At 66.4% G+C, this 25,605-nt stretch carries 20 protein-coding genes; 4 read left to right on the forward strand and 16 right to left on the reverse strand.

What is annotated here, in order from left to right; all coding sequences use genetic code 11:
* Positions 1-4: 4 nt before the first annotated feature.
* From B4M43_RS00795 to B4M43_RS00830, 8 genes are all read right to left on the reverse strand, one after another.
* Entirely contained in the window at positions 5-2,851 is a 2,847-nt protein-coding gene (locus B4M43_RS00795; RefSeq protein ID WP_296263195.1) for a valine--tRNA ligase, read from the reverse strand.
* A 318-nt stretch (positions 2,852-3,169) separates the two neighbouring features.
* Positions 3,170-4,267 carry a DUF1513 domain-containing protein gene (locus tag B4M43_RS00800; RefSeq protein ID WP_296263196.1) on the reverse strand — a complete coding sequence of 366 codons (1,098 nt, stop codon included), beginning with the start codon at positions 4,265-4,267 and terminating at the stop codon, positions 3,170-3,172.
* A 2-nt stretch (positions 4,268-4,269) separates the two neighbouring features.
* Complete coding sequence (locus tag B4M43_RS00805; protein ID WP_296263198.1) at positions 4,270-5,334, reverse strand: imelysin family protein; 1,065 nt, start codon at positions 5,332-5,334, stop codon at positions 4,270-4,272.
* A gap of 20 nt (positions 5,335-5,354) precedes the next feature.
* Positions 5,355-6,776 carry a di-heme oxidoredictase family protein gene (locus B4M43_RS00810; protein WP_296263200.1) on the reverse strand — a complete coding sequence of 474 codons (1,422 nt, stop codon included), beginning with the start codon at positions 6,774-6,776 and terminating at the stop codon, positions 5,355-5,357.
* A 367-nt stretch (positions 6,777-7,143) separates the two neighbouring features.
* Positions 7,144-8,484, reverse strand: coding sequence for an imelysin family protein (locus tag B4M43_RS00815; protein WP_296263202.1), 1,341 nt, complete (start codon positions 8,482-8,484; stop codon positions 7,144-7,146).
* A 147-nt stretch (positions 8,485-8,631) separates the two neighbouring features.
* On the reverse strand, positions 8,632-10,683 hold the full coding sequence (locus B4M43_RS00820) for a putative bifunctional diguanylate cyclase/phosphodiesterase (protein ID WP_296263204.1): 2,052 nt from the start codon (positions 10,681-10,683) through the stop codon (positions 8,632-8,634).
* A 273-nt stretch (positions 10,684-10,956) separates the two neighbouring features.
* Positions 10,957-11,553, reverse strand: a complete 597-nt coding sequence (locus tag B4M43_RS00825; RefSeq protein WP_296263206.1) for a superoxide dismutase — start codon at positions 11,551-11,553, stop codon at positions 10,957-10,959.
* A gap of 192 nt (positions 11,554-11,745) precedes the next feature.
* Positions 11,746-12,345 carry a LysE/ArgO family amino acid transporter gene (locus B4M43_RS00830; RefSeq protein WP_296263208.1) on the reverse strand — a complete coding sequence of 200 codons (600 nt, stop codon included), beginning with the start codon at positions 12,343-12,345 and terminating at the stop codon, positions 11,746-11,748.
* A 127-nt stretch (positions 12,346-12,472) separates the two neighbouring features.
* Between B4M43_RS00830 and B4M43_RS00835 the strand changes: the two genes are divergently transcribed.
* The 3 genes from B4M43_RS00835 to B4M43_RS00845 all read left to right on the forward strand — a co-directional run bounded on the left by B4M43_RS00835 (position 12,473) and on the right by B4M43_RS00845 (position 15,368).
* Positions 12,473-13,363, forward strand: coding sequence for a LysR family transcriptional regulator ArgP (locus B4M43_RS00835; RefSeq protein ID WP_296263210.1), 891 nt, complete (start codon positions 12,473-12,475; stop codon positions 13,361-13,363).
* Between the two features lie 49 nt (positions 13,364-13,412).
* Positions 13,413-14,399 carry an NAD-dependent epimerase/dehydratase family protein gene (locus B4M43_RS00840; protein WP_296263212.1) on the forward strand — a complete coding sequence of 329 codons (987 nt, stop codon included), beginning with the start codon at positions 13,413-13,415 and terminating at the stop codon, positions 14,397-14,399.
* A 147-nt stretch (positions 14,400-14,546) separates the two neighbouring features.
* A complete protein-coding gene (locus tag B4M43_RS00845) occupies positions 14,547-15,368 on the forward strand; it encodes an ATPase (RefSeq protein WP_296263214.1) in 822 nt (273 codons plus the stop codon).
* Positions 15,369-15,518: 150 nt separating this feature from the next.
* On the opposite strand, the gene B4M43_RS00850 is transcribed toward B4M43_RS00845, so the two are convergent.
* From B4M43_RS00850 to B4M43_RS00875, 6 genes are all read right to left on the reverse strand, one after another.
* A complete protein-coding gene (locus B4M43_RS00850; RefSeq protein WP_296263215.1) occupies positions 15,519-16,553 on the reverse strand; it encodes an HlyD family secretion protein in 1,035 nt (344 codons plus the stop codon).
* Positions 16,550-18,646 (reverse strand): hypothetical protein, encoded by a 2,097-nt coding sequence (locus B4M43_RS00855; RefSeq protein ID WP_296263216.1) that lies wholly within the window; start codon positions 18,644-18,646, stop codon positions 16,550-16,552. Before B4M43_RS00855 ends, B4M43_RS00850 begins: the two co-directional genes overlap by 4 nt.
* A gap of 16 nt (positions 18,647-18,662) precedes the next feature.
* Complete coding sequence (locus B4M43_RS00860; protein WP_296263218.1) at positions 18,663-19,991, reverse strand: glycosyltransferase family 2 protein; 1,329 nt, start codon at positions 19,989-19,991, stop codon at positions 18,663-18,665.
* A complete protein-coding gene (locus B4M43_RS00865) occupies positions 19,988-21,373 on the reverse strand; it encodes a diguanylate cyclase domain-containing protein (RefSeq protein ID WP_296263220.1) in 1,386 nt (461 codons plus the stop codon). The genes B4M43_RS00860 and B4M43_RS00865 overlap by 4 nt, the downstream gene beginning before the upstream one ends.
* Positions 21,374-21,666: 293 nt before the next feature.
* Positions 21,667-22,716, reverse strand: coding sequence for an alkene reductase (locus tag B4M43_RS00870; protein WP_296263223.1), 1,050 nt, complete (start codon positions 22,714-22,716; stop codon positions 21,667-21,669).
* 43 nt (positions 22,717-22,759) lie between these two features.
* Entirely contained in the window at positions 22,760-23,062 is a 303-nt protein-coding gene (locus B4M43_RS00875; protein ID WP_296263224.1) for an ArsR/SmtB family transcription factor, read from the reverse strand.
* 146 nt (positions 23,063-23,208) lie between these two features.
* Between B4M43_RS00875 and B4M43_RS00880 the strand changes: the two genes are divergently transcribed.
* Positions 23,209-23,793: an ACP phosphodiesterase gene (locus B4M43_RS00880; protein ID WP_296263226.1), complete on the forward strand. Its 585-nt coding sequence runs from the start codon at positions 23,209-23,211 to the stop codon at positions 23,791-23,793.
* A 59-nt stretch (positions 23,794-23,852) separates the two neighbouring features.
* Here the strand turns inward: B4M43_RS00880 and B4M43_RS00885 are convergent, their stop codons facing one another.
* Together B4M43_RS00885 and olsB are read right to left on the reverse strand one after the other, a co-directional pair.
* Positions 23,853-24,641: a lysophospholipid acyltransferase family protein gene (locus tag B4M43_RS00885; RefSeq protein WP_296263228.1), complete on the reverse strand. Its 789-nt coding sequence runs from the start codon at positions 24,639-24,641 to the stop codon at positions 23,853-23,855.
* Entirely contained in the window at positions 24,641-25,396 is a 756-nt protein-coding gene (gene olsB / locus B4M43_RS00890; protein WP_296263230.1) for an L-ornithine N(alpha)-acyltransferase, read from the reverse strand. Before olsB ends, B4M43_RS00885 begins: the two co-directional genes overlap by 1 nt.
* Positions 25,397-25,605 lie beyond the last annotated feature (209 nt).

The following is a 25,605-nucleotide window of genomic DNA, read 5'->3' on the forward strand; positions in this document are numbered from 1 at the left end:
AACGTTACAGCGCGGCGATGCGCGCGTGCTGCTCGGTGAAGTTGGCCAGGGCCTGTTCGGCTTCGGCCAGCTTCGCGCGTTCCTTGTCGATCACCGCCGGTGGCGCCTTGTCGACGAAGGCGGCGTTGGACAGCTTGCCGCCCACGCGCTGTACTTCGCCTTGCAGGCGCTGGATTTCCTTGTTCAGGCGCGCGAGCTCCGCATCTTTGTCGATCAGCCCGGCCATCGGCACCAGCACTTGCAAATCGCCCACCAGCGCGGTGGCCGACAGCGGCGCCTCGTCGGCCTCGCCGAGGACGGTGAAGGACTCGACCTTGGCCAGCTTCTTGAGCAGCGCTTCGTTTTCCTGCAAACGGCGCTGGTCGTCGGCGTTGGCGTTCTTGAGGAACAGCGGCAGCGGCTTGCCAGGGCCGATGTTCATTTCCGCGCGGATGTTGCGCAGGCCGACCATCAGTTCCTTGAGCCACTCGATGTCGCCTTCGGCGGCACTGTCGATACGCTCGTCGACCGCTACCGGCCAGGGCTGCAGCATGATGGTCTTGCCTTGAACGCCGGCCAGCGGCGCGATGCGCTGCCAGATTTCTTCGGTGATGAACGGCATGAACGGATGCGCCAGGCGCAGCGCCACTTCCAGTACGCGCACCAGGGTGCGGCGGGTACCACGGGCGCGTTCGACCGGGGCGTGTTCGTCCCACAGCACCGGCTTGGACAGCTCCAGGTACCAGTCGCAGTACTGGTTCCAGATGAATTCGTACAGGGCCTGGCTGGCCAGGTCGAAGCGGAACTGCTCCAGCTGGCGGGTGACTTCGGCTTCAGTGCGCTGCAGCTGCGAGATGATCCAGCGGTCGGCCAGCGACAGCTCGTAGGCTTCGCCGTTCTGGCCGCAGTCCTCGCCCTTGTCGAGCACGTAGCGGGCGGCGTTCCAGATCTTGTTGCAGAAGTTGCGGTAGCCCTCGACACGGCCCATGTCGAACTTGATGTCGCGGCCGGTGGAGGCCAGCGAGCAGAAGGTGAAGCGCAGCGCGTCGGTACCGTAGCTGGCGATGCCTTCGGGGAACTCGGCCTTGGTCTGCTTGGCGATCTTCTCGGCGAGCTTGGGCTGCATCAGACCGTTGGTGCGTTTTTCCAGCAGGGCGTCGAGGGTGATGCCGTCGACGATGTCCAGCGGGTCGAGCACGTTGCCCTTGGACTTGGACATCTTCTGGCCCTGGCCGTCGCGCACCAGGCCGTGCACGTACACGGTCTTGAACGGCACCTGCGGAGTGCCGTCTTCGTTCTTCACCAGGTGCATGGTCAGCATGATCATCCGGGCGACCCAGAAGAAGATGATGTCGAAGCCTGTGACCAGCACGTCGGTGGAGTGGAATTTCTTCAGGAATTCGGTCTGTTCCGGCCAGCCGAGGGTGGAGAAGGTCCACAGCCCCGAGCTGAACCAGGTGTCGAGCACGTCGTCGTCCTGGCGCAGCGCGATGTCGCTGCCCAAGTTGTGCTTGGCACGCACTTCGGCTTCGTCGCGGCCCACGTAGACGCGGCCCGACTCGTCGTACCAGGCCGGGATGCGGTGGCCCCACCACAGCTGGCGGCTGATGCACCAATCCTGGATGTCGCGCATCCAGGAGAAATACATGTTCTCGTACTGCTTGGGCACGAACTCGATGCGCCCGTCTTCCACGGCGGCGATGGCCGGCTCTGCCAGCGGTTTGGTGGAGACGTACCACTGGTCGGTCAGCCATGGCTCGATGACGGTGCCGGAGCGGTCGCCCTTGGGCACCTTCAAGGCATGGTCGTCGACGCCGACCAGCAGGCCCTGGGCGTCGAGGTCGGCGACGATCTGCTTGCGCGCGGCGAAGCGGTCGAGGCCGGCGTAGGCGGCGGGCAGGGCGGTGTCGACCGTTTCGTTGAGGCGACCGTCGAGGTTGAAGGCCTGGGCGGCGGCGAGCACGCAGGCGTTCTTGTCGAAGATGTTGAGCAGCGGCAGGTTGTGGCGCTTGCCGACTTCGTAGTCGTTGAAGTCGTGGGCCGGGGTGATCTTCACGCAGCCGGTGCCGAACTCAGGGTCGCAGTAGTCGTCGGCGACGATCGGGATCAGGCGCCCGACCAGGGGCAGCTCGACGAACTTGCCGATCAGCGCCTGGTAGCGCTCGTCGTTGGGGTTGACCGCCACGGCGGCGTCGCCCAGCAGGGTTTCCGGACGGGTGGTGGCAACCACCAGGTAGGCGTCGCCGTCGGCGGTGGTGGCGCCATCGGCCAGCGGGTAGCGCAGGTTCCACAGGTGGCCCTTTTCGTCGTGGTTTTCCACTTCGAGGTCGGAGATCGCCGTGTGCAGCTTGGTGTCCCAGTTCACCAGGCGCTTGCCGCGGTAGATCAGGCCGTCCTCGTGCAGGCGCACGAAGGCTTCCTTGACCGCTTCGGACAGGCCGTCGTCCATGGTGAAGCGCTCGCGGCTCCAGTCGACGGACGAGCCCAGGCGGCGGATCTGCCGGCTGATGTTGCCGCCGGACTGCGCCTTCCACTCCCAGATCTTGTCGAGGAAGGCCTCGCGGCCGAGGTCGTGGCGGTTCTGCCCTTGGGCCTCGATCTGACGCTCCACCAGCATCTGGGTGGCGATGCCGGCGTGGTCGGTGCCGGGCTGCCACAGGGTGTCGCGACCCTGCATGCGGCGGAAGCGGATCAGGGCGTCCATGATGGCGTTGTTGAAACCGTGACCCATGTGCAGGCTGCCGGTGACGTTCGGCGGCGGAATCATGATGGTGTACGACTCGCCTGCACCTTGCGGGGCGAAGTAGTTCTCGGACTCCCAGGTGGTGTACCAGGAAGATTCGATGGCGTGCGGCTGGTAGGTCTTATCCATGCGCGGCGGGACCCTTAGGCATTCGTTCGGGAAAGCCGGGCAGTATAACCAACGCAGGCCATGGTGCGACAGGGTGTAGGGGCGACCGGTTCAGCGCCCCATCCTGTGGGCGCGACCGGCCGCGCTCCGGTGGCCGGCAAACCGGTTCAGTCGCGATGGCCGGCAGAGCCGGCCCAACGGTCCTTACCCAAGTCACTTGTGGGAGCGACCGGCCGGCGCTCCGGTTTAGTCGCGATGGCCGGCAAAGCCGGCCCAACGACCCTTACCCAAGTCACCCAGGCTCGACGTAGCGCGTCGAACCATCGCCCCTAAGAAGCCCTAGACCAGGTGCAAGTGGTTGTCCCACAGCCCCGACGGCAGCTCCAGCGGCTGGCCCACCAGAGTCGGTTTGCGGCAATCGTACAGCCGGCAGCGACCCTGCCCCGAGGTGACCACGAAACCGTCCGGCACCACACCCACGCCGGCGCAGTCGGGCATCGGCGCGTCCAGGCGCACCGCCGCAGTGTCCAAGTCCCAGATGAACAGGCGGTTGGCCCGCGGCGCGGTCAGCGCCACCAGACGCAGTTCGTCGTGGATGGCCACGCTGGCGGTGTACTGCGCCATGTTCTGCAACTGCGCCTCCGGCACCGGGAAGGCCTGGAAAGGCTGGCCCGGACGTTTGATGGCCAGCAGCTCGGCGGTTTCCTCGCTGCCGCCCATGAACTGCTGGCAGGCGACGATGGTGCCGTCCTGGCCGATGGCCAGGTGGCGCACGCTGTTCATCGACTGGCTCAAGGTCTCCTGGCTGAGCAGGGTGCCGTCGCGGCGCATCAGCACCAGGCTGGGCTGCATGGCGTCGAGGTTCATCTCGACGCGGCTTTCGGCCTCGGTGCGGATGCCGCCGTTGGCCACCACCAGGGTTTCGCCGTCGGGCATCCAGGCCAGTTCGTGCGGGCCGATGCCGTGGGTCGACAGCTCGCCGCTGTGCACCAGGCGCTCGCCCTCGAAACGGTAGACACCGAGCACGCCGCGACCGGGGTCGGTGGTGTCGTTCTCGGTGGCGTACAGCCACTCGCCGTCCTTGTGCAGCACCGCGTGGCCGTAGAAGTGCCGGTTGGGCTGCGAGGTCAGGGTCTGCACCAGGCGTCCGTCGCGCAGGTCGATCAGGTAGCTCTCGGTGCCCGGCCTGCGCGCGACGAACAGCGCCAGCGGCCGGGTCGGGTGGTTGATGATCGCGTGGCAACGCTGGCCCACGGGCGTGGCGAACACCTGGCTGCCGTCGAGGCGATAGCCGACGGCGTAGTGCTTGCCGTCGCCGTCGTCACGGGCCGACAGCAGCAGCGCAGGGCTGCCGCGGCGGCGTGACAGGCTCCAGCCGCTCAGGTTGAGGGCGCCGAGCAGGGCGCTACCGAGTTTCAGGGCCTGGCGTCGCAACATGGTCAGTCACCGTCGTTGGCATTGAAGCCGAGTTGGATGTTCAGCGCTTTGGCCAGCTCGCCTTCGTGCAGGCGATGGACCACGTTGAGGCTGTCGTAGATCTGGTTCAGGGTCTGCTTGCCGGCGTCGTCGGCGAGCAGCTCGTCGAGGTTCTTCTGGTTGGCTTCGAGCAGCTTGATCGAATTGGCGTAGGCCTCGTCGATCTGCTTGGCCAAGGCGTCCTGGTCTTTGCCCAGCAGGCCGCGCAGGCCCTTGTTGTCGACCCCTTGCCAGACCGCCTGGGCCGCCTTGAGGCTGGCCTCCAGGCTCTTCATCGAGGCGTGGCTGCGCCAGGCCTCGGCTTGCATCGGTTGCACGTAACCCTTGCTCTGCCGGCCCATCGGCGCGCCGAGCTTCTTCTTCAGGGTGTCCAGCGCGGTGACCTGGGCGCGCAGCAGGTCGGCGATGGCCTCGTGGGAATCGGCGTAGCGCTGGTTAGGGAACTTGGTCATCTGCGAAAGCATGCCGTCGGTGCTGTTCCAGCCCTTGAGGATGTCCTCGGCCAAGGCTTTCTGGTGCTCGCCGATGGCCACCAGCAGCGGGCAGTAGCGGGCCTTCTGTTCGGCGCTGGCCACGTCCGGCTTGCTGTCGAAGAGGATGTACTCATAGGCCGACAGGCCGCGTACTACGACGCTGGATTTGCCCAGGGTCTGCGCATCGACCGGCTTGTCGCCGTTGACCAATTGCTCGACCTGGCGGCCGACCAGGTTCTTCTTGTCGGGCCAGAACTGCACCTGCCACGGGCGGTTGCCCTCGGCCAGGGGGCCGACCAGCAGCGGTTGCAGCTCGGCCCAGGCCTTCTGCGCGTTGAGGAAGTCGGTACGGGCCTTGTCCAGCGATTCCTTGCCTTCGCAGAAGGCCAGGGCACTGGCGGCCAATTGCCGGTCGGCTTCGACCCAGCGGCTGTAGGTCGGCAGGATCACCTGCTTGGCGATGGCGGCCGAGGTGACGGCTTGCGGGTCCTGCGGCGCGCAGGCCCCGAGGGCGAGTGCGGCGAGGCTGGTGAACAACAGTTTGGGTCGGAACATGCCCGGCTCCTTGCGCGTGTTTAGAGTGAGTTGAGAAACGCCAGCAGCGCGGCGCGCTGCTCGGCATCGAAGGTCAGTACATGCCGGCGTGCCGACGCCGCTTCGCCGTCGTGCCAGAGCACGGCCTCGAGCAGATTGCGGGCGCGCCCGTCGTGGAGGAACTGGGTGTGGCCACTGACGGCTTCGGTCAGGCCGATGCCCCACAGCGGCGGGGTGCGCCAATCCTGGCCACCGGCGGCGAACTCGCTGCGGTTGTCGGCCAGGCCCGGCCCCATGTCGTGCAACAGCAGATCGCTGTAGGGGCGGATCGTCTGGCCGGCGAGCTCGGGCTCGTCGGCGTTGGCGGCGGTGGTGAATTGCGGGGTGTGGCAGGCCTGGCAGCCGGCTTCGAAGAACAGGTTCTTGCCGGCCAGCACCTGCGGCGCGTCGACCTTGCGCCGGGCCGGCACGCCCAGGTTGCGGGTATAGAAGGTGACCAGGCGCAGGATGTTGTCGCTGACTTCCTTTTCGCCGTCGGCACCATCGCCGTTGGGCGCGTTGCGGCAGTCGGTCTGCGCCTGGGTGCAGTCGTCCAGCGGTTGCAGGGTGGTGGTCAGGCCCATGTCGCCGGCGAAGGCGTGCACGTTCTGCTGCTCGACCGTGGGCTGGCCGGCCTTCCAGCCGAAGCGGCCGAGCACGGTCTTCTGCTGCGCCTGGTCCCACACCCGGTTGGGCCGGCCGCGGATGCTGTCGCCGTTGCGGTCGTCCGGGTCGGCGTTGGCCAGGATGTCGGCCTCGGGAATGGCTTCGAGTAGGCCCAGACCGATCATCGGCGGGGCGATGCGCGCCGAGAAACGCGTGTCGGGGTGCATCGGGCCGTAACCGAGCTGGGTGATCTGCAACTGCGGGGTGCGCAGCTCCACGGTGTTGCCGTCCTCGAAGGCGACGGTGTGCGTGTCGTAACGGACCCGCACCTTGCCCTCGGGGCGCACGCCGGGAATGGCCATGTCCTGCAATTGCGTGCCATAGACCGGCTCGGGCACCACACCCAGGCGCTCGATCTCCTTCATGAACGGCGGCTGGTCGGGGATCGACAGGCGCACCAGCATCGACACGGCATTGCTGGCATCGGCTTCGGGCGGGTGGCCGCGACCGTCGCGCAGGTGGCAGTTGACGCAGGCATTGGTATTGAACAGCGGTCCCAGACCATCACGCGCGGTAGTGGTGGAGGGCGCGATCACCCAGGGGTTGCGGAAGAAGCTGTTGCCCACGGCGAAATCCAGCCGCCGCTCGGGCGAAAGGTTCGCCGAAGGCAGGGAAAACGCATTGCGATCGCTGCGCGACACCGTGGTCTTGCCACCGGACAACGCCTCGCCCGGCTCGGCCTGGGTGAAACGCGGCGCGTCGTCACAGGCGGCCAGAAAGGTGGCCAGCAGCAGGGGAGAGAGACGGAGCAGGGACATCCACGATCCTGGGTTCAGGCTGAAAACCGGCGGGCAAGCTTAGCAGGATGGGGATGTTTGAATAAGAGCAATTTGCAATTGGCAGATGAAACTGGTGTTAACGAGGTAAGAAGCGGCCTAGCAAAAAACGGCCTGAAGGCCCATGCCGATCGGTTGACCGATTGGGGCCGCTTTGCGGCCCATCGCGGTTAAAGCCGCTCCTACAGAGGCTCTTATGGAGGCGGCTATCACAGGCCCCCTGTAGGAGCGGCCGGTTCGGCGCTCCGATTAGCCGCGATGGGCTGCAAAGCAGCCCCAATTGACACAATGCCCGCTCAACGGACCGGCACTGCTCCGAAGGCCGCCTCGCTGAAACGCGAGCGCGGGATCAGAACTCGTGATCAGCCGTATCCGGGTTCAGGTTGGTGATGCCCAGCTTGCCCGCAGCCTGCTCGATGGCACCGGTCTGCTTGACCAGCGCAGCGATGGCGTCGCGTACGATCTGGTTGCCGGCGGTGTTGTCCGGAGCGATCAGTTGGTCGTAGTGCTCGCCCTTGAGGGCATGGTCGACGATCACTTGGATTTTGGCTTCGGTCGCCGCCAGATCGGCCTTGAGCGTGGCGTCGGTGGCCGGATCGGCCTTGGCGACCAGCGAGGACAGGCTCGGGCCGGTCAGCTTGCTGCCGTCGGGGCGGGTGTACTCGCCCAGGTAGACATTGCGGATGCCCTTGGCGTCGTAGAAGTGCGACCAGTGGGTGTTGTCGCTGAAGCAGTCGTGCTCGTCTTCCGGCGAGTTGGCTTCCAGCGACACCTTCATGCGCTCGCCGGCCAGTTCGCCCAGGGACAGGCTGCCCATGCCGAACAGCATCTTGCGCAGGCCGTCGTTGGCGGGCTCCGCTTCCAGGGTGGCGCGGTAGTTGCCTTGCACGCCCGGTGCCCAGTTGCCGACCATCTCTTCCAGGTCGTTGACCAGCAGGTCGGTCACGGCCTTGAGGTAGGCGCGGCGGCGGTCGTTGTGCCCACCGGTGGCGCCTTCGCCTTCGAGGTAGTCCGACGCCGGACGGTTGCCGGCCCCTGGGCCGGTGCCGTTGAGGTCCTGGCCCCAGAGCAGGAATTCGATGGCGTGGTAGCCGGTGGCGACGTTGGCTTCCGAACCGCCCAGCTCGTTGAGGCTGGCCAGTTTCTCGGGCGTGATGTCCTTGACGTCGATCTTCTCTTCGCCCACCTGGATCTCCGGGTTGGCGATGATGTTGGCGCTGGCGGCCGGGTTGCCCAGGGCATGTTCGTAGCCGGCGTCGACGTAGTCGATCAGGCCTTCGTCCAGCGGCCAGGCGTTAACCTGACCTTCCCAGTCGTCGATGATGGTGTTGCCGAAGCGGAAGGCTTCGCTCTGCAGGTAAGGGACGCGCGCGGCGAACCAGGCTTCGCGGGCGGCCTTGAGGGTGGCGTCGTTGGGCGTTGCGAGGAAGGCGTCGATGGCGCTCTGCAAGGTCTTGGCCGTGCTCAGCGAGTCGCTGTAGACAGCGTGGACCATGTCGGCGTAGTGCTTGACCACGGCCTGGGCCGCCGCTTCGTCGACCGCGCCGGGCGTGGCGGCAGGCGTACTGGCCGCAGCAGCAGGCGCCTGGGCTTGAGGCGCTGCGGCCTTGTCGTCTTTGCTTTCACCGCAACCGGCCAGCGCGATGGCCATGGCCAACAGACTGGCGGAGGCCAGAGGCATACGAATCATTATCGGTCTTCCTGCGTCGTGGGTTGGACAGGTGGGCCGGCGCGCTGTGTGAAACAGGCCCTGGCGCACGCGAAAACGCGACATCATGCGAAAGATTTGCATTCGCTGTAAAGGGGCGGGGCGTAATTGCAGGTAATGGCGGCGCAGTCAGGACAGCGGGACCTGATGGCGCCGTCTCTGCCGCAGGAAGGCGGTGAGCTCGCGAGCGGGCAGGGGCTTGCTGTAGTGGTAGCCCTGACCCTCATGGCAGCCCTGGGCGATGATGTAGGCCTCCTGCTCGGCGGTCTCCACGCCTTCGGCGATCACCTGCATCCCCAAGCTCTTGCCCAACTGGATGATGGCGCGAACGATGGTGGCGTCGTCATCGTCGTCGAGCAGGTCCTGCACGAAGCCCTTGTCGATCTTGATCTTGTCCAGCGGCAAGGATTTGAGGTAGCTCAGCGACGAGTAGCCGGTGCCGAAATCGTCGATGGCGATCGTCGCGCCGGAGCGGCGCAGGCTCAGCAGGTGCGTGGCGGCGGTGCCGATGTCTTCCATCAGGCCGGTCTCGGTGACTTCCAGTTCGAGGCTGCGCGGGGGCAAACGGTAGCGCTGCAACAGGTTGTTGACCACCCGTGGCAGCTCGTTGTGGTGCAACTGCACGGTCGACAGATTGACCGCCATGCGCAGTTCGGCAAAGCCTTGGTCGTGCCATTCGCGCAGTTGCTGGCAGGCCTGGTCGAGCACCCATTCGCCGATGGCGATGATCGAGCCGTTCTGCTCGGCCAGCGGGATGAACTGGTCGGGCGGCACCAGGCCCAATTGCGGGTGCTGCCAGCGCAGCAAGGCTTCGACACCGACCACCTGCTGGTCGAGGTAGCTGATCTGCGGCTGATACACGAGAAACAACTGCTGACGCGGCAGCGCCTCGCGCAGGTCCTTTTCCAGTTCGCGACGCCGACGCATCTCGCTGTCGATGCTGGCGACGTAAAACTGGTAGCGGTTGCGTGAACGGGCCTTGGCCAGGGTCATGGTCTGCTCGGCCTTTTGCAGCAGCTTCTCGGTGCTGTCGCCGTCTTCCGGGAACAGGGTGATGCCGACCGTGGCACGCAGACGGATGGGCTGCTGGTCGAGCTCGAAGGGTTGCTCGAGGTCGTCGAGGATCGACTGCGCCAGCTCGGCCGCTTCATAGGGCTGTTCGATGTTGGCCTGGACCAGGGCGAACTGGTCGCCGCCGAGCCGGGCCAGGGCGCCGAGCCGGCCGCTGTGGGCGCGCAGGCGGTCGGCCAGGGCCAGCAGCAGTTGGTCGCCGACCTGGTAGCCGAATTGCTCGTTGATGCTCTTGAAATCGTCCAACCCGACGCAGAGCACCGCCACGCGATGCTGCAAGCGGCCGCCGTCGACCAGGATCTTGTCCAGTTGCTGTTGCAGTTGCAGGCGGTTGGGCAGGCCGGTGAGAAAGTCGTACTGGGCCATGCGTTGCAGGCTGTTCTCGGCTTCATGGCGCAGGTGGGTATTGCGCTCGATGGAGGCCAGCAACTGGTTGGCCGTATCGACCCAGATCCCCAGCTCGTTCTTCTCGTGGCCTTTGAGCGGCGGGATCTGGTGCTGGCTGGGGCGGTCGGGGTTGATCTGCGTGAGGTGCTCGATGATCTTCGACAGCGGTTTGGTCAGCAGCCAGTGGTAGACCAGGTACAGCACCAGGCCCATGGCCAGGGCGCGCAGCACGCCGGCGATGAAGATGACCACGGCGTTGACCATGAAGGCCTCGCCGTAGGCGGCGGTGTCGAGGGTGATGTTGAGGTCGCCATAGTACTCGCTGTACGGCCCCCGGCCGACCAGCTGCGTGCTGAAGGTGCGCTCCTGGCCCAGGATCAGGTCGGTGAGCCAGCGCATCGAGGTGTCGCGCAGCGGGCGGCTTTTCTCGGCGAGCAGGGTTTCGTTGGGGTGGCCGATGGAGGCGATGCGCATGGACTTGTCCTGGAACAGCCCTTCCATGACCTGCATGCCCATCTCGCGGTCCAGGCTGTATACCGCCTGTGTGGAGGGGTCGCGAAACATGTCGAGGATACGCTGGGCGTCGTCGCTGACGGCCTGGCGCATCTTGTAGGCGTCGTAGACGATCTGCGCACAGCTGAGCACCACGCCCACGCCCAGCGCCGAGAGCAACACGACCCTGAGCAACTTGATGGTCAAGCTGTGCCGAAATTCCAGCTTCAATGGGGTTTCCTTAGTCCGTGCGCCTGGCGGCATTCTGCCACCAACCAGGGTGGCGCACTATTGGCTCCATGCAGTACCGATTACGACCTTGATGGCGGCGAATCGTCCCGTACTTTATCGGTTGTGCAGCGTCGAAACTTGAATCCATCCGCGAACGTCTCCAGCCCTCTCATCGTAGCGCCACCTATCCAAGGAGCAAGCAGGGCACCCTTTTGAATGGCCAAAAAAAACCCGGCGTTGGCCGGGTTTTTTCGTTCAAGGTGGGCTGAGGGCTCAGGCCTTGAAGGTGTTGCCTTCGAACTGCTGGGCGACGAAGTCCCAGTTGACCAGATTCCAGAACGCCTCGACGTACTTCGGACGGACGTTGCGGTAGTCGATGTAGTAGGCGTGTTCCCAGACGTCGCAGGTCAGCAGCGGGGTGTCGCCGCTGGTCAGCGGGCAGCCGGCGCCGATGGTGCTGGCCAGGGCCAGGGAACCGTCGGCCTTCTTCACCAGCCAGCCCCAGCCGGAGCCGAAGGTGCCGACGGACGTCTTGGTGAACTCTTCCTTGAACTTGTCGAAGGAGCCGAAGGCGCTGTCGATGGCCTCGGCCAGTGCGCCGGTCGGTTGGCCACCGGCGTTTGGCGCCAGGCATTCCCAGTAGAACGAGTGGTTCCAGATCTGGGCCGCGTTGTTGAACACGCCGCCCGAAGAGGCCTTGATGATCTCTTCCAGGGATTTGTTTTCGAATTCGGTGCCCGGGATCAGGTTGTTCAGGTTCACGACATAGGTGTTGTGGTGTTTGTCGTGGTGGAACTCCAGGGTTTCCTTGGAGATGTGCGGCTGCAGGGCATCGTGGGCGTAGGGCAGCGGCGGCAATTCAAAAGCCATGGTTGATTCTCCTCATTCGGGTCTGGTTTGCGATGGACGCAAGGCCGATCACGGGCGGCCTCATCGCGCCGGCGGGTCTTTACCCTTTGCGACGCAAGCGGTCGATCATAGCACCGGCCCCCACGCATAACCACGCGACAAGTATAGGGAATAGCGGTTGCGCGGCCCTGGCCCGGGCATGACCGATGGGGTTCAGGCAAAGATCAGTTGCGCAGCCACGCTGAACATCATCACCGCCACCATCAGGTCGAGCAGCCGCCAGGTGGCCGGACGCGCCAGCCACGGGGCCAGCCAGGCCGCGCCCAGGGCCAGGGTCGAGAACCACAGCAGCGACGCGCTCGCGGCACCCGCCACATAGGCGCCGGGCACCGGTTGCTGCGCGCCCAGCGAGCCGATCAGCAAAACCGTGTCGAGGTACACATGCGGATTGAGCAAGGTCACCGCCAGGGCGCTCAACAGCACCGCGCGCCGCGACCGGCTGCCCTGGCCCTGCTGGCGCTCCAGGCGCTGTGCCGAGCAGGCGCTGCGCAGCGCCTTGATACCGTACCAGAGCAGAAACGCCGCGCCGCCCCAGCGCGCTACCGCCAGCAGGGTAGGGCTACTGAGCAGGACCGTGGCCAGGCCGAACACCCCGGCCGCCACCAGAAGCGCGTCGCACACGATGCACAGCGCCGCGACCGGCAGGTGATGCTCGCGGCGCAGGCTCTGCGCCAGCACGAAAGCGTTCTGCGCGCCGATGGCCATGATCAGGCCCAAAGCCACCAAGAGGCCGTTCACATAGCTTTGCCACATCGCGATCGATCTCCACAGACGCGCAGGCAGGCTGCGCGCGGATTTGCCTAAAAGGAAGGCTGGCGATTGTGCGCAGCGGCAGGGTATAAGCAAAACAAATAATGCTGATAAGCCATTAGGTAAATCGATGTTCGACTATAAACTGTTGTCCGCCTTGGCGGCGGTGATCGAACAGGCCGGTTTCGAACGTGCCGCGCAAGCGCTGGGCCTGTCGCAATCGGCGGTTTCCCAGCGCATCAAGCTGCTCGAAGCGCGGGTCGGGCAACCGGTGCTGATCCGTGCCTTGCCGCCCGAGCCCACCGAGGTCGGCCGGCAGCTGCTCAACCATGTGCAACAGGTGCGCCTGTTGGAGCGCGATCTGCAACGCCAGGTGCCGGCGCTGGACGAGCACGGCCTGCCCGAACGCCTGCGCATAGCGCTCAACGCCGACAGCCTGGCGACCTGGTGGGCCGAGGCGGTGGGCGCCTTCAGCACCGAGCAGCGGGTGCTGTTCGACCTGGTGGTGGAGGACCAGGAGGTGGGCCTCAAACGCATGCGCGCCGGCGAAGTGGCCGCCAGCCTGTGCAGCAGCGAGCGGCCGGTGGCCGGTGCGCGCAGCCTGGCCCTGGGGGCGATGCGCTACCGTGCGCTGGCCAGCCCTGACTTCATGGCGCGGCACTTTGCCCAAGGCTTCCAAGCTGCGCGCCTGGCGCGGACGCCGGGTATCGTGTTCGGCCCGGACGATTTCCTGCAGCACCGCTATCTGGCTTCGCTGGGCATCGAAGGCGGGTTTCTGCACCACTTGTGCCCGTCTTCGGAGGGGTTCGTGCGTCTGCTCGAAGCCGGCATGGGCTGGGGCCTGGTGCCCGAATTGCAGGCCAGCGCGCAACTGACGCAAGGCACGCTGGTGGAAATCTGCGCCGACACGCCCATCGATGTGCCGCTCTACTGGCATCATTGGCGCACCGGCGGGCAACTGCTCGGCCAACTGACCGAACACCTGCGCCGCTCGGCGTCGGTCTGGCTGGTGCCCTTGTAGGCACGGGCAGCGTCAGTTGCATCTGAAATCTGGCAAGGCGGAGTCTTACATGCGAATTCTGGTCACAGGCGCGAGCGGTTTCATCGGCGGACGCTTCGCCCGCTTTGCCTTGGAACAGGGGCTGGACGTGCGGGTCAACGGGCGTCGCGCCGACGCCGTGGCGCACCTGGTCAAGCGCGGCGCGCAATTCATTCCCGGCGACCTGGGCAATGCCGAAGTGGCCCGGCGCGTCTGCCAGGGCGTCGACATCGTGGTGCATTGCGCGGGCGCGGTCGGCACCTGGGGGCACTATCAGGACTTCCACCAAGGCAACGTGGTGCTCACCGAAAACATCGTCGAAGGCTGCCTGAAAGAGCACGTGCGGCGCCTGGTGCACCTGTCGTCCGCGGCGTTGTACGGCGACGGGCCGGGGCTGTTGGACGTGCGCGAGGCGCCGCTGCCCAGGCGTTTCCACGACCACTATGCGGCCACCCGGCAGGTGGCCGAGCAGAAAGTCTTCGGCGCCGGCGAGTTCGGCCTGGAAGTGCTCGTGCTGCGCCCCAGCCCGGTGGTCGGCGCGGGCGACACCCGGCTGTTTCCGGCCTGGATCGAGCGCCAGCGCCAGGGCCGCCTGGCGATCGTCGGCAACGGCTTGAACAAGGTCGACTTCACCAGTGTGCACAACCTCAACGGCGCCTTGCTGAGCGCGCTGTTCGTCGACGCCCAGGCGCTGGGCCAGGCCTACAACATCGGCAACGGCCAACCCGTGCCGCTGTGGGACGCGATCAACTACGTCATGCGCCGGCTGCAACTGCCCCAAGCCACGCGCTATCGTGCGCCCGGTCCGGCCTATGCTCGGGCGGTGCTCGCCGAGGCGGCGTGCCTGGCCTGGCCGGGGCAACCCGAGCCGCGTAGCACGCGGGCGGCGGTCAAGCGCGACTGCCGCGACTTCACCCTCGACATCGGCCGCGCCCGCCAGCATCTGGACTACCGACCCAAGACCTGCCTGTGGAGCGCGCTGGACGAGTTTTGCGCCTGGTGGCAGGCCAGCACCTGACGACCCACGGTGGGTGGGTGCGGCCTGTACGCCTTGGCAGGTCGCCGTCCAGCTCGCCCAACTGCAGGGGCGCTCGCGGTTCGCAACGGATCGGGCGCTGCGGTTTATACTCTCGCCTCCATGCCTCCACCCCAGTTGAAACCGCCCATGCGCAACGACGAACCCGACACCCTAGACCACGTTCCGAGCCTGCGTGCCGGCACCCGCGACGACGACGAGCTGCTGCCTGCCCGTGTGGCCCGCAGCCGCCAGAAGGCCGCGCGCCCGGCCAGCAACGGCCTGCTCTGGACACTGCTGTGCGCCGCCTTCATCGCCCTGGCGGGCCTGGGTTGGTGGAGCGCGCAGCAGATCTCGATGCTCGAACGGCAGTTGATCGCCACTCAGGAATCCTTCGCGCGCATCAGCGAAGAGGCGGCCGGACGCCTGCAAGCGATCAGCGGCAAGGTCGCGGCCAGCGAGTCGAACGTCAGTTCCGGGAACGAAACCTTGCAGCAGCAGCTTCGTCAGTTGCAGGCCAGCCTCGCTGAACAGAACAAGCAACAGCAGGGCGTCGCCGGTCAGACGGGCGATCTGGACAAGCGTCTGGAGCAGGTGCTGGCCGAGGCCCGCCAGCAGCAGCAGGCCGCCAGCGCGTTGCAGGACCAGCTGGCGGCCCAGCTCAAGGCGATCGACGCCCAGCTGACCGCGCTCAAGGCCGGGCAGACCGACACGGGCAAGCTGGAAGAGCAGTTGAAGCGCCTGAGCGGCGAGGTCGCCGCGCTCAAGCAACAGGGCGACCCGCAGGCCGCCATCGACAGCCTCACGCAAGACGTGCTGGTGCTCAAAAGCCAGGCTGACAATCGGCCCGCCTCGGGCGGTGGTGCGTCGGTACAGGAGTTCGATGCGTTCCGCGGGCAGACCACCCGCTCGCTCAACACCTTGCAGAGCCAGGTGCAGAACCTCCAGCAGCAGATCAACGCACGGCCCTGAAGCCCGGCATCGAGGCGCGATGGGCCGCTTTGCAGCCGGGCGTCGGTGCTCGGTGCGACCCACCCGTGGAGCACCTGCACATCGGCATTTGTCTCCAAAGCTGAGCCGCCCCCAAGCAGGGCGGCTCGGCGAACCGCCCTACGTGCGGCGTCAAGCGTCCAGGCCGAACCAGGTCCTCCAGTCGTCGCGGGCGAAGCGTACGCGGACCGGCAGGGAGTCGATCCGCCAGGCCGAGTCGAGCGCCGCGTCGAAACTGGCCGGGACCATCAGGCCGCGGGTCGGGCTGCTGAACGGTTTGCGCAGATCGCTCGGCAAAGGGTTGGCGCTTTCGGCCGGGTTGATCACCGTGGCATGCGTCCAGCTGCCGTCGGGCAAGCGCACGTCCAGCGGCGTGCCGGGCGTGGAATAGCGCACATCCTTGGGGTCGAGGTAGACCCACAGCTGCGCGGGCCCGGTACGTTCCAGGCGCATCAGCAGCGTGCCAGGGCCGACGTTCTCGCCGGGTGCGGCGACCACTTCGGCGACCCGCGCCGCCTCTGCCGCCGTGACCTGCATCTGTTGCAGGCGCTGTTGCAACCAATGCGCTTCGCGGCGCTGCTGCTGTTGGTAACGCAGGTCGCTACTGCCGCCGGTCACGCTGCGCTCCCAGGCCAGGCGCTCGGCCTCGCGGTTGTCCAGTTGGTTCTGCGCGTCGAGCAGTTCGCCTTGGGTCGCGGCCTGGCGGGCGAGCAAACCACGGACTTCGCGCACCCGCTGCGCCGCACGGTCGACCAGGCGTTGCAGCACCTGGCGGTTGCGCGTGACGACTTCGGGCGAGCCTGCCACCACCGCCTCATCCTGGCCTTGCAGCAGGTTCAGGCGCAGGCGCCATTCGGGGTTGTCCATCTGCAACAGCGGCGCACCGGGCTGCACGTGGTCGCCCACCTGCACCTTGAGCTCGGCGATCTGCCCAGGTTGCATGGCGCGCACTTCCAGCGTCGGCAGGCGCACCAGCGCCGGCGCTTCGACGCGGATCAGGTCCAGACCGTAGCGCGCGGCCAGCCATGCCGGCGGAATCAGGATCAGCAGCACGATCAGGTACCAGCGCAAGCGGAAGGCAAGGCGTTTGCCGGGCGCGTACAGCACCTGCATGCCGTTGTCCTGGGTGGGGTGGTGCTCCTTGGGGCTATCGAATCGGATTTTCATTTGTTTCTCGGAAAGTCGGTCCAGGATTGCCAGTCGATGCCGCTCAGGCCGGCCGGTTGCAGCGCTTGGCGCCAGTGCGTCGCCTGCTGGCGCAGGTCTGCGGCCGAACTGCCGGCCCAGCTGATGCGTGGCGATTGATCGATTTCGACGCTCTGCGCCAGGCGCAGCTTGAGGGCGGGCCAACGCTGGGCGATGTCCAGGGCGCGTTGGGCGCTCTTGTCGGCGGCGCGGGTGTAGATCATCAGGCTGACCTGGGTCACGCCCAGGTTCTGCAAGGTGCAGGGCACACAATTGGCGCCAGCGTTCTGGCCTTCGAACCAGCGCGGATGGCTCGACAGCATCAGCGGCCAGGGGCTGGCCGCCTTGGCTTCGCGCAGGGTCGACAGCCACTCGCGCACGTGGGCGTCGGGCACCGGCCAACCCAACTGCTCGACCTCCAGATCCAGGTGCAGGCCGTCAAAGGGCAGGTCGGCGTACTGGCCGATCAAGGCGATCAGGCCGGGTCGATGCGCCGTTTGAATCCAGCTTGGATCGCCCAGTAGCAGGTTGATCCGCAGGCCCTGACCATGGGCCGCCTCGAGCAGTGCCTGCAACTGGCCGTGGGTGGCCGGCGCAGCGACTTGGCGGCTGGACAGCCCGACATTCAGCTCGCTCAAACCGGCGCTGCGCAGCTGCGCGAGCTCCCGCGCCCGACGGGCCGGGTCAAGCAGCGCCTGGCTGTCCCAGATGTACACGCCTTGGCGCCAGGCGGGGCGGGCCGAGTCAGAACGCTCGCCGCTGGCCTGCCAGTGCGCGCGGCTGCTGCCCAGCAGCGCGTCGAAGGCCGGACTGTCGTCGCCGAACAGGCGCAGCGCCGACTCCTGCAACCACACCCGGTGCCACGCTGCGATCTGCGCGAAGCGGGCGTTGTAGTCGTCGATCTGTGCCTGTTGCAGGGCCATCGCGGCTTGGCCCGCATCGAAATCGCGGCGCTGGCGCCGCTCGTCGAGCAGCGTGCCCAGCCCCTGGCGGCGCTGGCTGAGGCGTTGGTATTCGTTGACGCTGCGGCGCTGCTGGGCGATCACCTTGCCCACTTCGCGCAGCAGCTCGCCTTGTGCCTGCTCGCGCGCTTGCAGCGCCGCCTGGTAGCGCGCTTCGCCTTCGCGCTGGCGCGCCGAGCCGTAGTCGAGCAGGTCGACCGGCGCCGAGAACGTCACGCCCACGGCCAGGCCACTGCCGTTGTCGGCGGCGCCGCTGCGTTGTTCGAACGACTGCGACAGATTGAAGTAGGCGTCGACCGCGCTGTACCACGGCTGCTTACGGCGCTGCTCGGCACTGGCCAGCTCGGTGTCGCGCCCGGCGATGCGCGGGTTGTGCTGCAACTGCGGCTCCCAGGCTTGCAGCGGCTCGGGTCGGTCGGCCAGCGCCTGGGCCTGCGGGGTGTCACCGGCTTGCAGCGGTACACCGAGGCTGGCGAGGCTGGCGCGCACGTCTTCGATGAGGTCGCGCTGCAACGCGCAACGGTCGCCGATCGCCTGCCATTGGCTGCGCACCAGTTGCGCATCGGAAGGTAGGACCCAGTGCTGTGCCAGGCGTTGCGCCATCTGCGCGTTGGCCTCGCGGGCCACGGCATCGACGCCCTCGCACACACGCTGTTCTTCACGGGCGCGCCACCAGTCGGCATAGGCGCTGCGCACCGCCAGGCGTTGCTGGGCGCGGCGGTAGCCCTGTTCGATCTGCGCCAGGCTGGCGTCGCGCGCGCTGTCGTGCAGAGCGTCGAGGCGCTTGCGCAGGCTGCCCAGCAGCGGGTAGCGCACGCCCACGGCCAAGCTGCGGCCGTAGTAGTCGTTGCGCAGGTCTTCGGTGACCAGTTCGTGGTAGCGGCCTACCGTGGCATTGCCGAACATCTCCCAGCCGCTTTCGCTCTGGCGTTGTTCGTGGGCGGCATAGCGCGCTTGCAGTTGTTCGCTGGCCGACTGCACGCCGGCACCGTCGCCGGCGCGTTGCAGGGCCTGTTCGAGGGTCAGCGGCTGGGCCATGGCCAGCGCGGGCCAGGCCAGTAACGCCAGACAGCAGGCCAGCGGCCTGGCGGCAGGTATACGGATCGGAGTCATGTGAGGGGTCGTCTTGTTAGAAGCGTCTGGCACGCTTGAGCACCCACCAGGGCGCCATGCTGGATTCTTCGTGGCCACGGCGCAGCAGCTCGTTGAGCAGCGCCACCACGCTCCAGCAGCGCAGCAGGTACATGGCCAATGGGTACACCGGCAGGATCCAGGCCAGGCGCAGGTCCTGGCGTGGACGTTCGCTGACCATCAACAGCATGGCCAGGTACAGCCCGCTGGCCATGACCAGGTACAGGCCATAGATCAGCAGCGAGAAGAATATGAAGGCCGTGGTCGGCAGAATGAGCAGGCCCACCACGCTGTAGCCGACGATGATCAGCGGCAGCATCAGCTGGAAGAACAGGCCGCTGACCAGCAGCATGAGGAAGTTCGGCCAGCCGACCAGTTGCGGATTGAAGGCGTGGCGATGCTTGCGCGCGTAGATGAAGAACAGATCACCGTCCCAGCGCAGTCGCTGTTGCAAAAAGCCCTTCCAGGTGGCCGGCGCGTCGGTGTGGCCGATCGCCCGCGGCTCGAACGGAATGCGCAGCCCGTAGCGGCGGAAATAGCTCTTGATGCGCAAGGTCAGGTCGAGGTCTTCAGCCGTGTGGGTGTCCCAACCGCCGATCTGTTCGAGGAAGCTGCGGCGAAACGCGCCGAACGCGCCGGAGACGTTGTTCACCAGGTTCCACTCGGCCAGCCCGATCTTGCTCATGTGGATCGACAGCAGGTATTCCAGCGCCTGGATACGCGCCACCAGCGACTGCGCGGCATTGCGCACCCGCAAGCTGCCGGCCACGGCGGGCACGGCCGGATCGCGGAAGTGCGCCACCATGTGCGTGACCATGTCGTTGTCGAACGACGTGTCGCCATCGACGTTGATGACGATCTCGCCTTGGCTGAAGCTCAAACCGGTGTTGAGCGACGACACCCGCCCGCCACGCTGCCATTTGGCGATGGGGCGCAGCAGACGATTGCCGGGCAGGCGCTGGGTGCGCTTGTAGCGGCGCACGGTTTCGGTGGTCAGGGTATTGGCGCTGGCGCCGTCGATCACCGGAATGATCTCGATCACCCCGGGGTAGGTCTGTTCGACCAGGCTGCGCAAGGTCAGCTCGACGTCCTTGCCCTCGCTGTAGCAGGTGATGATGATCGACACCCGCGGATGCCAGGGCGTGAGTACCGGCACGACGCTGCGCTGGCGCACGAACCAGCGCAGGGTGCCGAGCAGCACCAACAGGTTCAGCGGCACTTCCAACAGCAGGAAGTAGGGGAACACCATCAGGAACAGTCGCCAGTGGCCGTCGGGCCCCTGCATCTCGGCGAACCAGGTCTGCCAGTGTTCGGCCAGGGCGTTCATCCCAGTTCCCCGGCCAGGCGCGCCATCAACAGTTGCGCATTCTCCTTCTCCAGCACGCCTTCGGGCGCCAGGCAGGCCGTGGTGTGCAACTCGATGTCCTGCAGGTCCTGGCCGACGAACAGGTCGCTGATGGCGTTGAGCCGTTCGACCACCCGTTGCAGGCCAGGGGCGTCGGTGTACATCAGCAGCAACCAGAGCTGTTCTTCGCTGGTGCGGGTGCAGCGATCGGTATCGCGAATGGCCACCTGAATACGCTCGATCAGCGCATCGAGCAGCGCATGGCCGCGTTGCGGGCCGAGCCGCTCGATGACGCGGCCCAGGTGCTTGAAGCGCATGCCGAGCAAGGCGAAGCGCGGCGCCTGGTGCCGCTCGATCAATTCCAGTTGCCAGTCGAGCAGGGTGCGGAAGGCTTCGTCGCCGATCATGGCGATGCCGTCCAACAGCGGTGGGGCATTGCGCTCCAAGCCTTGGCGCGCGGCAAGGCGGCCGTTTTCGGACAACTGATAGGCGCGCAGCTCGCGCACCTGCAAGGCATCCGGCGCATGCTGCTCGCCGCAATCCAGGCAGCGCGCCTGCACGTCGGCATCGATGAAGAACGCCTGGCATTGGTTGCAGGCGTAGTTTTCCAGCGGGCGGTCGTAGTCGCTGCCGATATGCCGCAGACGGCTCAGGCAGTTGGGGCAGACCAGCGCGCCGTCCTTGAGGAAGTCGCCCTGACGGCCGATATGGCCACAGGTGAAGCAGTGCAGCGAGGCCAGGCGTTGGATGTCCAGCGCGGCGCATTCGGTGCACACATCGACGTAGTTGAGCATGCCGCTGCCGCAACGCCGGCACAGGCGGATGCGGTCGCACAGGCTCACGCTCTGCAGCCAGCCGCGCTGGGCCAGGGTACGCACCAGGGCCTGGCTGTTGAGCGCCTCGCCGCCCAGCGCGCGGGCCAGGGGGTAGTCGTAATGCTGCGGGTTGCCTGGGTCGCGCAGCGGCTCGAGCCGGCCGGGCGTGCGCAACCACAGGTAGGCGAGCAACAGGGCTTCGGCGCCTTGCGCGGGCCGTCCCTGGTTGAACAGCGCCAAGCGTTCGCGGTGCAGGCGCACCTGCTCGTCGAGCACGCGCTGCTGGCCCGGCACGGGGCCGTCGGCCAGGGCCCGTATCCAGGCATCTTGGTCATGCAGGGTGTAGATCGGCGTCAGCGCATAGGGGCTGTCGGCGGTGCGCAAGGTACGCAGCAGGCGCCGGGTTTCATCCAGTCCGGCAGTGAGCACCAGCGCTTCGAATGGGGGGGCCTGAAGCAGGGTGGCGAGATCGTCGAAGCGGGTGGCAGGGAAAGGCAGTGGAGCCTGGCCGTAGCCTACTTCGGCGACGTTTGCATTGACGTAGGTCATGGTCGGTCCATTACTAAAGTAGGGGGTCCGACTAAGCCTTTCGGGTAAAGTTCTACAAATAGTGGCAGTTTGTACAAGTCTGAACGAATGTACCAATCGCGCTTGTCCGTACCGGATCGATGCTGATGGGTGGAGTTTTCCGTTTTTCTTCGCAGGTGAAACGGTTCATGCAAAAAAGCCATCCTTTCGGTGAACGAAAGGATGGCTTTAATCGTTTGCACAACTTAAGGCGCTGCTCGCCGGCAAGCGACGAGCGTCAGGCAAGCGCTCGACGGGTGCCTGCGCGGTACGCCTTACAGCCGCGGATAATCGATGTAACCCACCGGCCCATGGCTGTAGAACGTGTCGCTGTGCGGCTCGTTGAGCGGCGCGTCCTTGGCCATGCGCTCGGGCAAGTCCGGGTTGGCGATGTAGGGCACGCCAAAGGCCACCGCATCGGCGGTGCCGGCCGCCAGGGCGGCGTTGGCGCTGGCTTTGTCGAATTTCTCGTTGACGATGTACGGACCGCCGAACGCTTCCTTGAGCTGCGGGCCGAGGCTGTCGGCGGCTTCCTTTTCCCGCGAGCAGATGAACGCCAGGCCACGCTTGCCCAGCTCGCGCGCCACATAAGTGAAGGTTTCGCTGCGGTCGGCGTCGCCCATGTCGTGCAGGTCGGCCCGTGGCGACAGGTGCATGCCCACACGGCCCGCGCCCCATACGCCGACGACTGCATCGGTCACTTCCAGCAGCAGCCGTGCGCGGTTTTCCAGCGAGCCGCCGTAGGCGTCTGTACGCTGGTTGGTGCTCGACTGAAGGAACTGGTCGAGCAGGTAGCCGTTGGCGCCATGGATTTCCACACCATCGAAACCGGCGGCTTTGGCGTTCTCGGCACCGACGCGGTAGGCCTCGACGATGTCGGCGATTTCTTCGGTTTCAAGGGCGCGTGGGGTCGGGAAGTCGGCGTAGGGGCGAACCAGGCTGACGTGCCCGGCCGGCTGAATGGCGCTCGGCGCCACAGGCAGCTCGCCATTGAGGTACAGCGGGTGCGAGATGCGCCCCACGTGCCACAGTTGCAGGAAGATGCGCCCACCGGCGGCGTGCAGCGCGCTGGTCACGTTGCTCCAGCCGCGTACCTGTTCATCGTTCCAGATGCCGGGGGTCTGCGGGTAGCCGACGCCCATGGGCGTGACCGACGTCGCTTCACTGAGGATCAGGCCGGCGCTGGCGCGCTGCACGTAATACTCGGCCATCAATGCATTGGGCACGCGGCCTTCGTCGGCGCGGCAGCGGGTCAGCGGCGCCATGATGATGCGGTTGGGCAACTCGAGGTCGCCTAGGGTGATGGGATCGAACAGCGTGGTCATGGTATTACCTTCGAGGCGTGGGAGGGGGGTGGACAGGTATGCGTCAAAGCTGCTCGGCCAAGGCTTGCAGAAAGGCCTTGATCGTCGCTTCGTCGCGTTGGAAGAAGTGCCACTGGCCGACCTTGCGGCTGCTGACCAGACCGGCGCGCTGCAAGGTAGCCAGGTGCGCCGAGACGGTCGACTGAGACAGCCCGCAACGCTGGTCGATCTGCCCGGCGCACACGCCGTGCTCGATGCTGTGGTACTGGTCGGGGAACTGCGTGGCCGGGTCCTTGAGCCAGGCAAGGATCTCGCGGCGCAGCGGGTGGGCCAGGGCTTTGATGATGTCGTCGAGGTCGAGGGGCACGGCAACGGACTCGTATCGGCTTTACTGAATATCGGAATGTGGCGAAATATAAATCGTTGCATTCCGATATGGAAATACCGATCCGCACCAAGTTCCAAATAAATCGCTATATCGGGTTATAACGATATAAATGCTAAGCTGCCGCCATGAACTACCTAGCCCACCTTCACCTTGGCGGCGATGCGCCCGAGCAACTGCTCGGCAGCCTGTACGGGGATTTCGTCAAAGGCGACCTGCACGGGCGCTTTTCGCCAGCGCTGGAACAGGCGATCCGTTTGCACCGGCGCATCGATTCGTTCACCGACAGCCACCCTTTGGTACTCACCGCGCTGGGTCGCTTTCCCCGCGAACGGCGGCGCTTTGCCGGTATCGCCCTGGATGTGTTCTTCGACCATTGCCTGGCGCGGCACTGGGCCGACTACGCCGACCGGCCTCTGGACGACTTTACGCAGCAGGTGTACCGCGTGCTGCTCGCCGAACCCGCGCTGCCCGAACGGCTGGCGCGCATGGTGCCGTTCATGGCGGCGGACGACTGGCTGGGCAGCTATGCGGATTTCTCGGTGCTGGAGCCGGTGTTCAACGGTATCGCCCGGCGTTTGTCGCGGCCCGAGGGGTTGCTGGGTATCAGCGTTCAGTTGCAGGCGCTGTACGAACCGCTGACCGCCGATTTTCGCGCGTTCTATCCGCACTTGCAGGCGTTCGTGGCGCAGGTGCAGGCCGAAACGCCCTAAGCCTGACAGCGCGGGTTGCGGCGTGTTCGACGCGCCAGTGGCCCGTCTGGGTGTGCCGCTCAGGCCGCGCAGGCCTGTGGGCGCTTTCTGATGGCACTCGACGGCCGTCCGAACAATGCCTGCTGCACCGCCTGCTGCGCCTGCCAGGCCAGCACGGCGCGTTCCACGCCGACACTGGCGATCGGTTCGAGCAAGTGGATGCGCACCTGCCCGTGCGGCAGGGCCAACAGCCGCAACAGGTGCCCGAGCAGGTCGTCTTCGCCCACGAACGGCGCCACGTCGTCAGGCGCGCCGTCGCGTCGGTATTCGATGGCGACCGGCTGCACCGGTGTGCCGGTGTCGATCGCGCCTGCCAGTAGACGGCTGTGGAAGGGGCGCAACGCCCGGCCCGTGCCGGTAGTGCCTTCGGGAAAGATCAACAGCGGCCGTTCGGCGCTCAATTGCCCGCCGACCTGCGCGCGCAGGTACTGCGCGTCGCCCGCGCCACGGCGGATGAACAGGGTTCCGGCCTGGCTCGCCAACCAACCAGCCAGCGGCCAGTGGCGCACTTCGGCCTTGGACAGGAACGACAGCGGCATGAGCATGCCCAGCAGAGGAATGTCGGTCCACGACACATGGTTGCTCAGCCACAGCATGGGCCGTTTTGGCAATCGGCCGGTGACCTCTACGTCGAAGGGCAGGGCTGCTACCAAGCGGCGCATGAAGGTCTGGGCCCAGCGCTGGCGCCGGGCGAGCGAGGGTCGCAGGCCCAACCGCTCGGCCAGGGCGATGGCAGCGGCCATGGCGCCGCCCAGGGCCAGCACCGGCAGCAGGCGCGCCAAGCGCATGGCGATGCGCAGGCGGCCCATCACACGGCGGCCTTGAAATGGCGGGCGTAGCGCGGGCAGAGGTCGTCGCGCTTGAGCAGGATGAACACGTCGGCGACCTGGAAGTCTTCGTCCCAGCAGGGTTCGCCGCAGATCTTCGCGCCCAGGCGCATGTAGGCCTTGAGCAGCGGCGGCAGCTCGGCGATGACGTTGCCCGGCACGGCCAGGCTCGGCAAAGGCTTCTTCGGTACGGCACGCAGATGCTCGGTGCACAGGTAGCGCTCGCGCAGGCGCTGCATCACCGCATGGGCCTGGAGGCCGCCGTCCTGCATGGAAATGCTGGCGCAGCCCATCAGATAGCGGTAGCCGCCCTCGTTGAGCACCTCGGCCAACTCGCTCCAGAGCACGGCGATGGTGCCGCCGTTGCGGTAGGCCGGGTGCACGCAGGTGCGGCCCAGCTCCAGGATCGGCCCTTGCAAGTCGCGCAGCCCGTGCAGGCTGAATTCCTCTTCGCTGTAGAAGCGGCCCAGGCTGTTGGCGGCCCGGTGATCGAGCAGGCGTGTGGTGGCGACCAGTTTGCCGCTGGCCAGATCGCGCACACCGATGTGCTGGCAGTGCGGGTCGAAGGCATCGCTGTCCAGGCCGTGTTCGGCGCCGTGCAGACGGGCCGCGAACGCTTGGCTGAAGACTTCGAAACGCAGGGCCTGGGCCTCGGCGAGGGCGGGCGCGCCGATCAGGCGTTCGGCGTGCAGGCGACGTTCGGGGGCGGTGTCGGCGGAACGGGCGATGCAGGTCATGACGCGTCTCCATATGCCAGCCGGGCGGCCGGTCGAGCGGCGGTGTAAGGGGCAGGGTCAGGCTAGGCAGGGGGCGTGTCATGGCCGTGAAGCTTCGGTGATGCTTGCGTGACAGGTCGGCCCGGTGCCCGGTCCTGGCCTAGGGCCAGGGCCGCAGCGCTTGCGGCAGCGGCCAAGGGAGCGGGGAGTACGGCTTGCTGCCCTGTGGA

Source organism: Pseudomonas sp. UBA6562 (genome assembly GCF_002434265.1).
Classification (GTDB): Bacteria; Pseudomonadota; Gammaproteobacteria; order Pseudomonadales; family Pseudomonadaceae; genus Aquipseudomonas.